Source organism: Rhizobacter sp. P2_D12, from assembly GCF_056404395.1.
Genome location: NZ_JBFUEB010000024.1, coordinates 1 through 13,600, shown reverse-complemented (window position 1 = coordinate 13,600; position 13,600 = coordinate 1). Strand labels below are relative to the sequence as shown.

At 69.5% G+C, this 13,600-nt stretch carries 12 protein-coding genes, 6 tRNA genes and 1 pseudogene; 4 read left to right on the top strand and 15 right to left on the bottom strand.

Going from position 1 to position 13,600, the window contains the following annotated elements:
* Positions 1 to 3: 3 nt before the first annotated feature.
* The gene (locus AC1DYN_RS10595) at positions 4 to 3,843 is read left to right on the top strand and encodes a hybrid sensor histidine kinase/response regulator (RefSeq protein WP_477959122.1); all 3,840 of its coding nucleotides are present in this window, start codon (positions 4 to 6) and stop codon (positions 3,841 to 3,843) included.
* Between the two features lie 5 nt (positions 3,844 to 3,848).
* Here AC1DYN_RS10595 and AC1DYN_RS10590 read toward each other — a convergent pair whose 3' ends face one another.
* Positions 3,849 to 4,133: a hypothetical protein gene (locus AC1DYN_RS10590; RefSeq protein WP_477959120.1), complete on the bottom strand. Its 285-nt coding sequence runs from the start codon at positions 4,131 to 4,133 to the stop codon at positions 3,849 to 3,851.
* A 91-nt stretch (positions 4,134 to 4,224) separates the two neighbouring features.
* On the opposite strand from AC1DYN_RS10590, the gene AC1DYN_RS10585 reads away from it, so the two are divergent.
* A complete protein-coding gene (locus AC1DYN_RS10585; RefSeq protein WP_477959118.1) occupies positions 4,225 to 5,157 on the top strand; it encodes a LysR substrate-binding domain-containing protein in 933 nt (310 codons plus the stop codon).
* Between the two features lie 99 nt (positions 5,158 to 5,256).
* On the opposite strand, the gene hemW is transcribed toward AC1DYN_RS10585, so the two are convergent.
* The 5 genes from hemW to AC1DYN_RS10560 all read right to left on the bottom strand — a co-directional run bounded on the left by hemW (position 5,257) and on the right by AC1DYN_RS10560 (position 9,817).
* A complete protein-coding gene (gene hemW / locus AC1DYN_RS10580; RefSeq protein WP_477959220.1) occupies positions 5,257 to 6,435 on the bottom strand; it encodes a radical SAM family heme chaperone HemW in 1,179 nt (392 codons plus the stop codon).
* 49 nt (positions 6,436 to 6,484) lie between these two features.
* On the bottom strand, positions 6,485 to 7,090 hold the full coding sequence (locus AC1DYN_RS10575; RefSeq protein ID WP_477959116.1) for a non-canonical purine NTP pyrophosphatase: 606 nt from the start codon (positions 7,088 to 7,090) through the stop codon (positions 6,485 to 6,487).
* 5 nt (positions 7,091 to 7,095) lie between these two features.
* Positions 7,096 to 7,821 carry a ribonuclease PH gene (rph, locus tag AC1DYN_RS10570; protein ID WP_477959115.1) on the bottom strand — a complete coding sequence of 242 codons (726 nt, stop codon included), beginning with the start codon at positions 7,819 to 7,821 and terminating at the stop codon, positions 7,096 to 7,098.
* A gap of 108 nt (positions 7,822 to 7,929) precedes the next feature.
* Positions 7,930 to 8,844: a PP2C family protein-serine/threonine phosphatase gene (locus AC1DYN_RS10565; RefSeq protein WP_477959113.1), complete on the bottom strand. Its 915-nt coding sequence runs from the start codon at positions 8,842 to 8,844 to the stop codon at positions 7,930 to 7,932.
* Positions 8,845 to 8,848: 4 nt separating this feature from the next.
* Positions 8,849 to 9,817 (bottom strand): serine/threonine protein kinase, encoded by a 969-nt coding sequence (locus AC1DYN_RS10560; protein ID WP_047507438.1) that lies wholly within the window; start codon positions 9,815 to 9,817, stop codon positions 8,849 to 8,851.
* Positions 9,818 to 9,845: 28 nt separating this feature from the next.
* Here AC1DYN_RS10560 and AC1DYN_RS10555 point away from each other — a divergent pair, with 28 nt between their 5' ends.
* On the top strand, positions 9,846 to 10,790 hold the full coding sequence (locus AC1DYN_RS10555) for a YicC/YloC family endoribonuclease (RefSeq protein ID WP_477959111.1): 945 nt from the start codon (positions 9,846 to 9,848) through the stop codon (positions 10,788 to 10,790).
* 9 nt (positions 10,791 to 10,799) lie between these two features.
* On the opposite strand, the gene AC1DYN_RS10550 is transcribed toward AC1DYN_RS10555, so the two are convergent.
* From AC1DYN_RS10550 to AC1DYN_RS10510, 9 genes and pseudogenes are all read right to left on the bottom strand, one after another.
* Positions 10,800 to 10,949, bottom strand: a complete 150-nt coding sequence (locus AC1DYN_RS10550) for a hypothetical protein (RefSeq protein ID WP_477959227.1) — start codon at positions 10,947 to 10,949, stop codon at positions 10,800 to 10,802.
* 46 nt (positions 10,950 to 10,995) lie between these two features.
* Positions 10,996 to 11,086: transfer RNA gene (locus tag AC1DYN_RS10545), tRNA-Ser, on the bottom strand.
* An 85-nt stretch (positions 11,087 to 11,171) separates the two neighbouring features.
* Positions 11,172 to 11,336, bottom strand: a pseudogene (locus AC1DYN_RS10540) (SEC-C metal-binding domain-containing protein); the annotation flags it as partial.
* 39 nt (positions 11,337 to 11,375) lie between these two features.
* Positions 11,376 to 11,461 (bottom strand) — tRNA-Leu (locus AC1DYN_RS10535).
* Between the two features lie 6 nt (positions 11,462 to 11,467).
* A tRNA-Pro gene (locus AC1DYN_RS10530) sits at positions 11,468 to 11,543 on the bottom strand.
* 18 nt (positions 11,544 to 11,561) lie between these two features.
* Positions 11,562 to 11,647, bottom strand: a tRNA-Cys gene (locus tag AC1DYN_RS10525).
* 5 nt (positions 11,648 to 11,652) lie between these two features.
* Positions 11,653 to 11,731 (bottom strand) — tRNA-Arg (locus AC1DYN_RS10520).
* A 24-nt stretch (positions 11,732 to 11,755) separates the two neighbouring features.
* Positions 11,756 to 11,831, bottom strand: a tRNA-Asp gene (locus AC1DYN_RS10515).
* 347 nt (positions 11,832 to 12,178) lie between these two features.
* On the bottom strand, positions 12,179 to 12,985 hold the full coding sequence (locus tag AC1DYN_RS10510; RefSeq protein WP_477959109.1) for an MBL fold metallo-hydrolase: 807 nt from the start codon (positions 12,983 to 12,985) through the stop codon (positions 12,179 to 12,181).
* A gap of 82 nt (positions 12,986 to 13,067) precedes the next feature.
* Here AC1DYN_RS10510 and AC1DYN_RS10505 point away from each other — a divergent pair.
* Positions 13,068 to 13,600: GntR family transcriptional regulator (locus AC1DYN_RS10505; RefSeq protein ID WP_477959107.1), on the top strand; the 533-nt coding region annotated here is incomplete at its 3' end.

The following is a 13,600-nucleotide window of genomic DNA, read 5'->3' as shown; positions in this document are numbered from 1 at the left end:
ACCATGCGCCTGCGCAGCCCGGCATCGCTGTTCGCCACGCTGCTGCTCAGCGCGATGGCGGCCACCGCCGCACCGACGCTGGACGACTGGCGCCGCACGGCCGGCGAGCTGCGCCAGCTGGCCGACAACGACGCGCCCCGCGCCTACGCACAGGCCCAGCAGCTGCAGCGCGAGCTGCCCGCCGACGCCACGCCGGCCGACCGGGTGCGGGTGCTCAACCTGCTGTCGCGCATCGAGATCTACCTGGCGCAGACCGACGCCGCCGCCCGCGATGCCGAACAGGCCGGCGAGCTGGCACGCCGCAGCGGGGACCGGCTCGGCGAAGCCGAAGCCGCGCTCAACGTCGCGTTGAATGCCATCAACCAGGGCCGCGTCGATGCGGTGGTCGAGGCCTCGTCGCGCAGCCTGGCCTTGCTCGACGGCGTGAACCGGCCCGACCTGCTGGGCGAGGCACTGCTGCGCGCGTCGATGAACTTCCGCCGCGTCGGCCAGTTCGACGAATCGGTGACGATGGCCATGCAATCGATGGAGATCGCGCGGCGCAACGGCAACCCGCTGGCACTGGCCTATGCGCACCAGGGCCTGGCGATCTCGTACGACCAGAGCGACCGGCTGGACGAGACGGCCGAACACTACGAGGGCATGCGCCAGCAGGCCAGGGCGGCGCATTCGAAGCTGCTGGAGGCCTATGCGCTGGCCGGCCTCGGTTCGGTGGCCAGCAAGCGCAGCGAGTTCTCCAGCGCACAGCGGCTGCTGGAGCAGGCGATCGTGCTGTTCCGCGAGGTGGGCACGCCGTTCAACGTCAACTTCGGCCTGTTCGGCCTGGCCAACAACCTGCGCAACCAGGGCCGCTACGCCCAGACGCTGCCGCTGCTCGACGAGGTGGTGCGCGGCTACGAGGCGCGTCCGAACCGCATCGGCCTGTGGTACGCGCTGAATGCGCGCAGCGCCAACCAGGAGTCGCTGGGCAACGCCGCGGCCGCCCGGGCCGATGCCGAGCGGGCCTATGCGCTTGCGAAGGAGGTCGGCTTCCCGCTGTACATGAGCGACAGCGCGCAACGCATCGCGGCGCTCGTGGCCGCGGCCGGCGACCACCGCCGCGCCTACCAGCTGTCGCAGGAGGCGGTGGCGATGACCGCGAAGGCCGCGCGCGAACGCTCCAGCGCCCGCATGCTCGAGCTGACGCAGCGCTACGAGGCCGAGAGCCGGCAGCGCGAGGTCGCCGAGTTGACGCGCCGCAACGAGCAGCAGAACGCCGAGTTGCGCCAGCGCGAGCTGCAGCAGCGCTGGCTGGGGTCGGTGCTGGTCGGCAGCGTGGTCGCGCTGGGCGGCGCGGCCTTCCTGCTGCTGCGCCTGCGCCGCTCGCACCGGCTGCTGGCGGAAATCAACACCGAGCTGCAGCGCTCGCGCGACGCCTTGCAGCAGCAGACCGGCATCCTGCAGTCCATCCTGGACAGCATGGGCGACGGCGTGGCGGTGGCCGACGAGCGTGGCACGCTGACCCTGGTCAACCCGGCCGGCGAGCGCATCCTGGGCCTGGGCATCGCGACGCGCCGCGAGAGCGACAGCTGGGCGCAGGTGTACGGCCTGTTCCTGCCGGACCAGACCACGCCCTACCCGACGGCGCAGCTGCCGCTGGCGCGCGCGATCCGCGGCGAATCCTGCGACGACGTCGACCTGTTCGTGCGCAACCCGGCGCTGCCCGAGGGCCGCTGGCTCACCGTGACCGCGCGGCCGCTGGCTGACAAGGGCGGCGCCGTGCGCGGCGGCGTGGCGGTGTTCTCCGACATCACGCAGCGGCGCCGCGCCGAAGAGGAGATCCGCACGCTGGCCGCCGGCCTGGAGCAGCGCGTGCGCGAACGCACCGGGCAGCTCGAGCTGGCACAGCGCGCCGCCGAGGCGGCCACGCAGGCCAAGAGCGAGTTCCTGGCCAACATGAGCCACGAGATCCGCACGCCGATGAACGCGATCCTCGGCATGTCGTACCTGGCGCTGCAGAGCGGGCTGGACCCTCGGCAGCACAACTACGTGCAGAAGGTGCACCAGGCGGCCGACTCGCTGCTGGGGATCATCAACGACATCCTCGACTTCTCGAAGATCGAGGCCGGCCGGCTCGGCATGGAGCAGGTCGCGTTCAGCCTCAGCGACGTGATGGACAACCTGGCCAGCCTGCTGGGGCTGAAGGCCGACGAGAAGGGCCTGGAGCTGCTGTTCAGACTCGCGCCGGACCTGCCCACGCGGCTGGTCGGCGACCCGCTGCGCCTGGGCCAGGTGCTGCTGAACCTGGGCAACAACGCGGTCAAGTTCACACAGGCGGGCGAGGTGACGGTGACGGTCGAACTGCTGGAGCGCAGTGCCGGCTCGGCGCGTCTGGGCTTTTCGGTGCAGGACACCGGCATCGGCATCACGCCCGAGCAGCAGCAGTCGCTGTTCCAGCCCTTCTCGCAGGGCGACGCGTCGACCAGCCGGCACTTCGGCGGCACCGGCCTGGGCCTGGCGATCAGCCGCCACCTGGTGCAGCTGATGTCGGGCGAGATCGGCGTGGAGAGCACGCCGGGACGCGGCAGCCGCTTCCACTTCAGCGCGCGCTTCGACCTGCAGGACGACGACGCGGCGGCACCGCGGCAAGCGGTGCGCGACGGCCTGCGCGGCGCGCGCGTGCTGGCGGTCGACGACAACGCCGGTGCGCGGCAGCTGCTGGCCGAGATGATGGCGTCGCTCGGCCTGCACGGCGACACGGCCGACGGCGGCGACGCGGCGATCCGCCTGGTGGCGCAGGCCGATGCGCGCGATGCGCCGTACGAGCTGTTGCTGCTGGACTGGAAGATGCCGGGCATGGACGGCGTCGAATGCGCGCAGCGGCTGGCCCGCATGCCGCGCCGCCACCCGATGCCCACGGTGATGATGCTGACGGCATTCAGCCGCGACGAGGTGCTGCGGCGCCTCGAAGGCGAGCAACTGCCCGTGACCGCGACGCTGTCCAAGCCGGTCACGCCGTCGACGCTGCTCGATGCCTGTGCGATGGCGCTGGGCCTGGGCGGCAGCCCGGTCTCGCGCGGCGTGCTGCGCGAGGAGGCCTTGCAGGGCCAGCGGGTGAACCTGGCGGGCACGCGGCTGCTGCTGGTGGAGGACAACGCGATCAACCAGGAGCTGGCGGTCGACCTGCTGACCCGCGCCGGCATCGAGGTGCGCGTGGCCGGCGACGGGCGCGAAGCGCTGGAGCTGCTGGCGTCGGAACCCTTCGATGGCGTGCTGATGGACTGCCAGATGCCGGTGATGGACGGCTACGAGACCACGCGCCGGCTGCGCGAACAGCCGGCCTGGCGGGAGCTGCCGGTGATCGCGATGACCGCCAATGCGATGGTTGGCGACCGCGACAAGGCCTTGGCCAGCGGCATGAACGACCACGTCGCCAAGCCGATCAAGGTGGAAGAGCTGTTCGCGACGCTGGCGCGCTGGGTGCGGCGGCCCGCGCCGCCGTCAGCGCATGGCGGCAACGGCATCGCCCACCTGCCGGGGATCGACAGCGACAGCGCACTGGTGCGGCTGGGCGGCGATGCGCAACTCTACCGGCGCCTGCTGGGGATGTTCCGCGACCGCGAGAGCGGCTTCGGCGACAACTTCCACGGCGCGCAGGCCCGCGGCGACATGGCCGGCGCGATGCGGCTTGCGCACGACCTGAAGAGCGTGTCCGGCACGCTGGGCGCGCAGGCCGTCTGCGAGGCGGCCGAGGCGCTGGAGTCGGCTTGCAAGCAAGGGGCGGACAGCGATGAAGTCGAACTGCTGCTCACCCGCGTGCGCGCGCAACTGGATCCGGTGATCGCCGGCCTGCGCGCCAGCTGAGCCGCTCACCAGCGCGAGGGCAGCTCACGGCCACCGAGACGCATTTCATCCAGGCGGTGCGCATCGACTTCGCGGCGGCTCTCGGACGCCGACACCAGCCAGTCCGGCGCGCCGATGTCCTTCAAGGTGCTCGGGCTCAAGTCCATGACCGCGTCGAACTGATGCGCGCGGCGTCGCCGGGCCGTCCATCCGTCCCACCCGGCACGCGCCACCGCCAGCAGGCGGTCGACCACGCGCAAGGGCCCCGGGCGGGACAGCGAAAGACGCGGCTGGAACTGGTGGGTCGTCATGGTGGTGGCTTCCTTTGTCTTCGAGTGCTGGTAAGCATAGGAGGCCTCCCCCTGGGAAGGAATCGAATTGTTCAGGACTCGCTGGTCAGTTATGCTGAACAGCATGGCACGCCTTCCACTGAACACCCTGCCCGCTTTCCGCGCCGTCGGCCGCCTGGAAAACCTGCGCGCCGCGGCCGATGAACTGAGCCTGACGCACAGCGCCGTGAGCCAGCAGATCAAGCTGCTGGAGGAGCAGCTGGGCTTCGAGCTGTTCGACCGGCGCGGCCGGCGCATCGCGCTGAACGCCGCCGGCGCGGCGCTGCTGCGCGCGGTGGAGCCGGCGCTGGCGCAGCTGGACGACGGCATGCGAGCCGCCGCGGCGGCGGCCTCGGGCACCGCGCACCGCATCCGCGTCACGCTGCTGCCGTCGTTCGCGCAGCGCTGGCTGCTGCCGCGCATGGCGCGCTGGCGCGTGCGCAACCCGCACATCGCGATCGAGCTGTTCGCGTCGCAGCAGCTGGTGGACCTGAAGCGCGAGGGCTTCCATGCCGCGCTGCGCCAGGGCGGCGGCGAGTGGAAGGGCCTGGCCAGCGAGCGGCTGATCGATTCGCCGCTGATCGCGCTCGGCTCGCCGAATGCCGCGCACCGGCTCAAGGGGCGCGATGCGAAGGCATTGGCCGACGAGCCGCTGCTGGGCAGCGGCAGCCTGTGGTCGCGCTGGTTCGAACTGGCCGGGCTGCGGGTGCGCGTGAACCCGGTGGCCGCCTTCAACGACGCCGGGCTGATGTTGCAGGCCGCCGAGCAGGACCTGGGCCTGGCGCTGGCGCGCGAACTGCTGGCCGCCGATGCGATGTGCGAGGGCAAGCTGGTGCGCCTGTCGCCGCTGGCCTTGCCGGACGACGAGGCGTATGCCTACTGGCTGACCTACCCGCCGGACCTGAAGGACTGGCCGCCGCTGGTGGCCCTGCGCGAATGGTTGCGCGAGGAACTGGCCACGTCCCAGGACCTGGTCAAGCACCCGCCCCTGCCGGTGCGCATGTAGCCCGGATGCCAATCCGGGATGTGTCGGACAAACCCCGGATTGGCATCCGGGCTGCGGCCTTGTTGAACGCGCGGCCCGCATCCCCCGGGCGAGGGGTCGTCACGTCACCAGGAACAGCGACTGCAGGTCGCTGAGGAAATCCATGCCGCGCGCGGTCGGCCGCACCCAGCCGCCATCCTGCTCGACCAGGCCCTGCGCGGTGGCCTTGGCCAGCGGCTCGCGGATCGCGTTCAGCGGCATGCCGGTGCGTTCGGTGAAACGCACCAGCTCGAAGCCGTCGACCAGCCGCAGCGCGTTCAGCATGTACTCGAACGGCAGCTGCTTGCGCGCGACCTCCTCGTCCTGCGAGATCGCCGCGCCGGCCAGCGCCTGCGCCATGTACTTCGCCGGGTCGCGGAAGCGGACCTGCCGCACCACCCGGTGCGGGAAGCTCAGCTTGCTGTGCGCCCCGGCACCGATGCCGAGGTAGTCACCGAACTGCCAGTAGTTCTGGTTGTGCACGCAGCGGTGGCCGGGCTGCGCGAAGGCCGACACCTCGTAGCGCGCCAGGCCGCGCGCCGTGGTGCGCTCAACGATGCGGTCCAGCATGTCGAAGGCCAGGTCGTCGTCGGGGATGGCCGGCGGGTGCTTCGCGAAGAAGGTGTTGGGCTCGATCGTCAGGTGATAGATCGACAGGTGCGGCGGCTTGAAGTCGAGCGCCTGCTGCAGGTCGGCATCGAACTGCTCGAGCGTCTGGCCCGGCAGCGCGTACATCAGGTCGAGRTTGAAGGTGTCGAAGGCCTCGCGCGCCTCGGCGACGGCGGCGCGCGCCTGCGCCGCATCGTGCACGCGGCCCAGCGCGCGCAGCTTGTCGTCGTCGAAGCTCTGCACGCCGATCGACAGGCGCGTGATGCCGGCCGCGCGGTAGCCGCGGAAGCGGTCGCGCTCGAAGGTGCCGGGGTTGGCCTCGAGCGTGATCTCGCAGCCGGCCTCCAGCGGAAGGCGCGCGCGGATGTCGGTGACCAGCTGGTCGATGCTGGCCGGCGTGAACAGGCTGGGCGTGCCGCCGCCGATGAAGATGCTCTGCACGCGCCGGCCCCAGACGAAGGGCAGCGCGGCTTCCAGGTCGGCGCGCAACGCGTCGAGGTAGCGTGCCTCGGGCAGCGTGTCGGCCTTCTCGTGCGARTTGAAATCGCARTACGGRCAYTTGCGCASGCACCAKGGCMRGTGCACGTACAGCGACAGCGGCGGCARCGCCGGCAGCTGCAGCGTGCCCGGGCGCATGTAGCGAGCCACCATGTCGGCCGCCGGCTCGCCCGGGACGGAGCCGGGCGCGATCGGGATGGTGTCAGCCAAGGCGCCACACCTCGCGCATCAGCGCCAGCATCTGGCGCGACGCGATGGCGCGGTGGCTGTGCTGGTTCTTGCGCGCCGCGTCGAGCTGCGCCACCGAACAGCCGAGCGCCGGGATGAAGAGCAGCGGGTCGTAGCCGAAGCCGCCGTCGCCCAGCGTATCGCGCAGCAGCTCGCCGTCCCAGCGGCCGAAGGCGATCAGCGGCTCGGGGTCGTCGGCGCTGCGCAGCGCGACCAGCGCGCTGACGAAGCGGGCACGACGGTCGCCGTGGCCGGCCATCCGGTCGAGCAGCACGCGGTTGTTGTCGTCATCGCTCTTCGGCTGGCCGAACAGCGTCGCGTAGCGGGCCGACAGCACGCCCGGCGCACCGCCGAGCGCGTCCACGCACAGCCCGGAGTCGTCGGCGATGGCCGCGCCGCCGGCCGCCTGCGCCGCATGGCGGGCCTTGGCCAGCGCGTTCTCGACGAAGGTGACGTGCGGCTCCTCGGCTTCCGGGATGCCGAGCGAGCCCTGCGTGACCAGCTGCAGCGGCAGCGCCGAGAACAGCGCCTGCAGCTCGACCAGCTTCTTCGCGTTGTTCGACGCGAGGACCAGCCTCATCGCGCTCAGCCCGCCAGCGCGGCCTGCTGCGCCGCCACCAGTTCGCGGATGCCCTTGTCGGCCAGGCCGAGCAGCGCGTTCATCTCGTCGCGCGAGAAGGCGACGCCTTCGGCCGTGCCCTGCACCTCGACGAAGCCGCCGGCGGCGGTCATCACGACGTTCATGTCGGTGTCGCAGGCGGCATCCTCGACGTATTCCAGGTCGAGCAGCGGCACGCCGTCGACGATTCCCACCGAGATCGCCGCCACCGCGTCGCGGATCGGCGATGCGGTGAGCAGGCCCTGGCGCTGCAGCCAGCTGACGGCGTCGTGCGCCGCCACGTAGGCGCCGGTGATCGCCGCGGTGCGCGTGCCGCCGTCGGCCTGGATCACGTCGCAGTCGAGGTGGATGCTGCGCTCGCCGAGCTTCTTCAGGTCGAACACGCAGCGCAGCGAGCGGCCGATCAGGCGCTGGATCTCCTGCGTGCGGCCGCTCTGCTTGCCGCGCGCGGCCTCGCGGTCGCCGCGGGTGTGGGTGGCGCGCGGCAGCATGCCGTACTCGGCCGTCACCCAGCCCTCGCCGCTGCCGCGCTTGTGCGGCGGCACCTTCTCTTCGACGGAGGCCGTGCACAGCACCTGGGTGTCGCCGAACGAGACCAGCACCGAGCCCTCGGCGTGCTTCGTGAAATGGCGGCGGATGCTGACCGGGCGCAGGGCATCGGCGGCGCGGCCTTGGGTGCGGGTGAAGCTCATGGGCGGGATCGATCGGTTCGGTGAAAGACAAAGTCCGCATCGCGGCGGGCGCGAGCGGACTCGGGGGGTCGGAGACGAAGCTTACGCCCGGAGCAGCCGGGCGGCCCGTCAGGGCTTTTTCTGCGACGAGCGGCGGATCGCCTCGTTGATTTCCTTGATCGAGCGCTCGATCTCGGCATCGTCGAGTTCATCGGGCGCTTCCTGGCCCAGCACGCTGGCCTGGATCGTCGACGCGAAGACCTCTTCGCCCAGCGTGTCGGTGGAGATGCCGCCGTTGCTGTCGTTGTCTTCGGCCGATTCCCATTCGACGGCGAGCACCGTGACGTTGTCGCTCTTGGCACCGCCGTTGCGCAAGGCCTGCTCGACCAGCTCGGGCACCGCATCGGCCAGCGTGCGCTGCGCCAGCTGCTCGGTGATGACCGCATCGCTGACGGTGCCCCACAGGCCGTCGGAGCACAGCAGCAGCCGGTCGCCGCTTTGCAGCACCAGCGGACCGACGGTGTCGACCACCGGCTTGCCGGGGCTGCCCAGGCAGGTGAACAGCACGTTGCGGTTGAAGCGCTCGCCCATCGGCACGACGTGGCTCAGCGTCTCTTGCAGCTCGGAGTAGGAATGATCGCGGGTGCGCGCCACCAGCTTGTCGCCGCGGACCAGGTACAGGCGCGAATCGCCGCAGTGCGCCCAGTAGGCGTTGTTGCCCTGCAGCACGCAGGCCACGACCGTGGTGCGCGGCGTGTCGATCAGCGCCTTCTGCGTGGCGTAGCGCAGCAATTGGTGGTGGCCGGCGATGATGGCTTCGTGCAGGAAGCGCATCGGCTCCTTCAGCGTCGGCTTGGCATCGCGCTGGTACATCGCGGCCAGCGTCTGCAACGCGAGCTGCGAGGCGACCTCGCCTTCGGGGTGGCCGCCCATGCCGTCGGCGAGCGCGAACAGGCCCGAATCCCGCGTGTAGCAATAGCCCATGCGGTCTTCGTTCTTCTCGCGTCCGCCCTTGCGGCTGACCTGGTACACAGTGAATCGCATGACCTCAGCCCTTCGCGCCGGTCGTGAGGTTTTCAAGCTGCAGCTTCAGGCGTTCGCTGAAGCTGAGCTTGGTATAGCGCCGTTCGGTCTCGCGCGCCAGTTCCTTCTGCAGCGCGAAAACACTCTGGGGACGGGACAGCGGATCCAGAGACATGCACCACTCGGTCACTTCGATCAGGTTGTCGGAATAGACGTTGCGCAGGCGCGAGAGCGACAGCGCGAGGCGGTCTTTCTCGATGCGTTGCGGGGAGTCGTTGGGGGGATAGCCCTGCATGCACGCGTAGATGCAGGCGCCGATCGCGTAGATGTCGGTCCAGGGGCCGAGCGTGCCGTCGCGGCGGTACATCTCGGGCGCGGCGAAGCCGGGGGTGTACATCGGGCGGATGAAGTTGCCTTCCTTGCTCAGCACCTCGCGCGCCGCGCCGAAATCGAGCAGCACCGCCTTGTTCTCGTTGGTGATGAAGATGTTGGCCGGCTTGATGTCCAGGTGCAGCATCTTGTGCTGGTGCACGATGCGCAGGCCGCGCAGGATCTCGTCGAACAGGCTGCGGATGGTGGACTCGCGAAACACCTTGTCGCGCTTCAGGTCGCGGGCGGTGACGATGAAATCCTGCAGCGTGTCGCCCTGCAGGTAGTTCATCACCATGTAGACGGTTTCGTTCTCGCGGAAGAAGTTCAGCACGCTGACCACGCTCGGGTGGCTGATCTGCGCGAGTGAACGGCCTTCTTCGAAGAAGCTCTTCAGGCCCAGGCGGTACAGCGGCTGCTTCTCGGGCTTGACGCGCGGCGTCAGTTCACCCGGGGCACGTTCGGCCAGCGAGGACGGCAGGTATTCCTTGACGGCCACCAGGTGCCGGTCGGAGTCTTCGGCGAGGTACACGACGCCAAAGCCACCCGCCGCCAGCTTCTTGATCACCTGGTAGCCGCCGACCACGGTGCCGGATGGCAACGGAGCAGGTTTGGGCTTTGACATAATCGAATTTTGCAATGCGATAAATTGAATGCCAGTCTACAGCATGACCGGGTACGCAAGCGCCACCTCCGGGGCGCAATCCGCCACAGATAGCACGGTGTCGGCGGATGGTTCCACCCCCCGGCCGGCGGTGGGGGGGCAGGCGAGCGTGATGGTCGAGCTGCGCTCCGTCAACAACCGCTTCCTGGATCTGGGGATGCGGCTGCCGGATGAGTTCCGGTCGCTGGAGCCGGTGCTGCGCGAGCTGATCACCAAGCGTTTCCGGCGCGGCAAGATCGAACTGCGGCTGAACACCCACCGCGAGACCGAATCGGCGTGGCCGCAGCCGCAGCCGGACCAGTTGAACAAGCTGAGCCGCATCGAGAACACCGTGCAGAGCTGGCTGCCGAAGGCGCAGCCGCTGTCGGTGCACGAAGTGCTGCAGTGGTGCAAGACCGGCTCGGCCGCCGAGCAGCTGGACGAGGTGGCGCTGGACGCCGCGCGCCGCTGCATCGACGGGCTGGCCGAGGCGCGCGAGCGCGAGGGCGCCAGGCTGGTGGACGTGCTGATGGAGCGGGTGAAGCGCCTGCGCGAACTGGCCGCCCAGGCCGAACCGCTGGTGCCGGCCGCGGTGCAGCGCCAGCAGCAGAAGTTCGTCGAGCGTTGGCAGGAGGCGCTGGACGTGACCGGCGCCGGCCAGAGCATCGCGCGCGAGGCGCTGCAGGACCGGGCGCTGAACGAGGCGGCCGCGTATGCAATCCGCATCGACGTGGCCGAGGAACTGGCCCGGCTGCGTGCCCACCTGGAGGAGATCGCCCGCCTGCTGAAGGCCGGCGGCGAGGTCGGCAAGCGGCTCGACTTCCTGATCCAGGAGCTGCTGCGCGAGGCCAACACGCTGGGGTCGAAGGCCTCGACGCTGGAGCTGACCAACATCTCGGTGGAGATGAAGGTGGCGATCGAGCAGCTGCGCGAGCAGGTGCAGAACCTCGAATGACCCGCCGGCTCAACTCACCACGCCGAACCCGGCGAAGTACTTCTTGAAGGTGCCGATCTCCACGGTGGAGTCCAGCGCGCCGACGGTGGCCTCGGTGCTGCCCCACGGGTTGCGCAGCAGGATGTAGCGGCGGCAGTTGCGGTAGGCGCAGCGCAACACCGTAGCAACGCGACCCGGTCGAGGAACTGCGCATGCGCCGCGCCGGTGGCGGAGAGCGGGCGGATCGAACGCCCGCGGCGACGCAGTCGCCGGCCTTGGCTTAGCAAGCCAGCCCCTTCCCACTCGGGCAGCTCTCCTGGTTGACACCAGCGCCGATCGCTCAGCGCTGGTAGTGATCGCGGTTGGCGCCGTCAAAAGCAGCCGCTGCGCATGCAGCAGTGCTTGAAACGACCTCGCGGAGCCGCACGGGCACGGGTCGTTGCGGCCGAGTTTCTCGACCAGTTCCTTCCTGCCGTGCACCACGCGGTCACCGCGCTTGACGCCCGTCTCGGACGGGAAGCCCTTGCGCCGTTTGCTCGTGACCTCGAAAGCACACGTCGTCTTCATCGATCGGTTTCATGTCACACCTCCTTGCCGGTTGATGATTGGTCCCCTCGGTCCGAGTCGAACGGACACGCCCTGCGGGCGCCGGCTTCTGAAACCGGTGCGTCTGCCTATTCCGCCACGAGGGGGTTGCCTGGTCTCGGAGGCAGGACTCGAACCTGCGGCCTCGTGATCCCAAATCACGCGCGCTGCCATCTGCGCCACACCGAGCTGAAAACTGACTGGATCTGGACTCGACGATCCGATTCGAACGGATGCGGGCTTTCGCCGTCTGGGTTGCAACCAGATGCCTTCGGCCACTTGGCTACGTCGAGAGAATTGGTACCTCGTGCACGATTCGAACGTGCGACCTCCGGCTTCGTAGGCTGGCGCTCTTGGTCCAACTGAGCTAACGAGGTTCTGCGATAGAAAATCTCCCGTGATGGCGCCCCGTGCGGGATTCGAACCCGCGGCTTCCGACTAGACAGGCCGGCACTCTGGCCACTGAGTTAACGGAGCAGTTGCGAAACGATCTGCAAAATGAAAGAGGCCCGGCTCCTTTCGGAATCCGGGCCTCTGCGAACAGAGTTTGAAGGGTGCTTCGACTAGGTCGTTGCGCTGCCCTTTCCCGGATGCATGTGGTCCTCGTTCCGATCAAGCCAATAGCTCGTCGGCAGGCTCAGGACAATCGCACAACCACGGCACGTCTGCGCCGTGGCCATCACCAGCACGAGTGCCATCAACCCGTTCAGGGATCGGTTGGCTGTCTTGATGTGCGGGGAGATCACGTTGAAGCGTCCTGGAAAGTGGTGGTCGATGAGCAGAGGAGGCGGACTGTAAAGAGTCTTTACGACATCGTCAACCCCTCACGCTGCGACCGCTTCGAAGTAGCGATCGAACGACGCCAGCACTGCCGCCTTGCCACCGCCGATGATGTTGCGCCCCCAGGTGTAGCCGAACACATCCTCGAAGTCGAAGCGCGACACCAGCGAGCGCATGCGCTGCACCTCGGCCGGCTTCATCGGGATCAGGTTCGGATAGCTGTACATGAAGGACACGTGGCGGCGATCCTGCACGACCTGCAGCGCGTCGCCGGGGAAGAGCGCACCGCCTGCGCGCGGGCCGTCCTTCCAGTGCAGCGCGGTGCTGCCGGGGAAGTGCCCACCGCAGCGCAGCAGCGTGACGCCGGCGGACAACGGATGCTTGTCGCCCTGCCAGAAGCGCACGCGCGGCGAAGGCCTGAAGACCCACTCTCGGTCGGCCTCGTGCAGCAGGATGGGCACGCCGCCCAGCGCATCGCTCCATTGCACCATCGAGGCGTAGAAGTGCGGGTGCGAGATCGCGATCAGGTCGACGCCGCCGCGCGCCTCCAAGGCGGCCAACGCCTCGTCCGTGACCACGCTCAGGCATTCCCACAACACGTTGCCGGCATCGGTGGGCAGCAGCATCGCGCGCTGGTTGATCGCGAAGTCGGGCGACAGCCCGATCCCCAGCACCCCGCCGTCGTCCTCGAGGCGCAGGGTGTGCGCGGCCGCAAGCGCCTCGTGCGAGGTCCAGCGCTGGCCCTTCCAGCCGACGTACTGGCGTTCGTCCTCGCAGACCGGGCAGTGGTCGGGCGGCGTCGTGGCGAGCGCGAACTGGGTTCCACAGGTGGCGCAGATGGGGTGGTGCATGGCGATCTCCGCAGGAATGGCTTGTCAGTGCCTGCAGGATCTCTTTCAATGTGGTCTCTTCCAAGATCCACTTTCCTGCATTTTGAACAAGCCACTTTTCGACCTCGCCCTGGATCTTCCGGCACGTGGCACGGGCGACGTGCTGCGCGCCCTGCACCACCAGCTGCGCGCCGCGATTCTCGATGGCCGCCTTGCACCCGGCCTGCGGCTGCCGGCCACCCGCGCGCTGGCACTGCTCACGGGTGTCTCGCGCAGCACCGCCTCGGGGGCCTACGACCTCCTGCTGGCCGAGGGCTACGTCGTGGGCCGCCACGGCTCGGGCACCTACGTCGCGGCACGCCAGCGCGCCGCCCCGGCCGCATCGAACGAGACGCTGGTGCGCAAGCTCGCCGCGCCGTGGCACGGGCTCGCCACCCGGCCCGCCGCCGCAGCGCCGATGCGCTACGACTTTCGCGCCGGCTACCCGGACCAGCGCCGCTTCCCGTTCGACGTGTGGCGCCGCCTCGCGTCGCGCGAATGGCGCCAGGCCGCCCGCACGAACGGCGCCGGCAGCGATCCGCAAGGCGACCCGCGGCTGCGCGAGGCGATCGCTCACCATGTGTCGCACACCCGGGC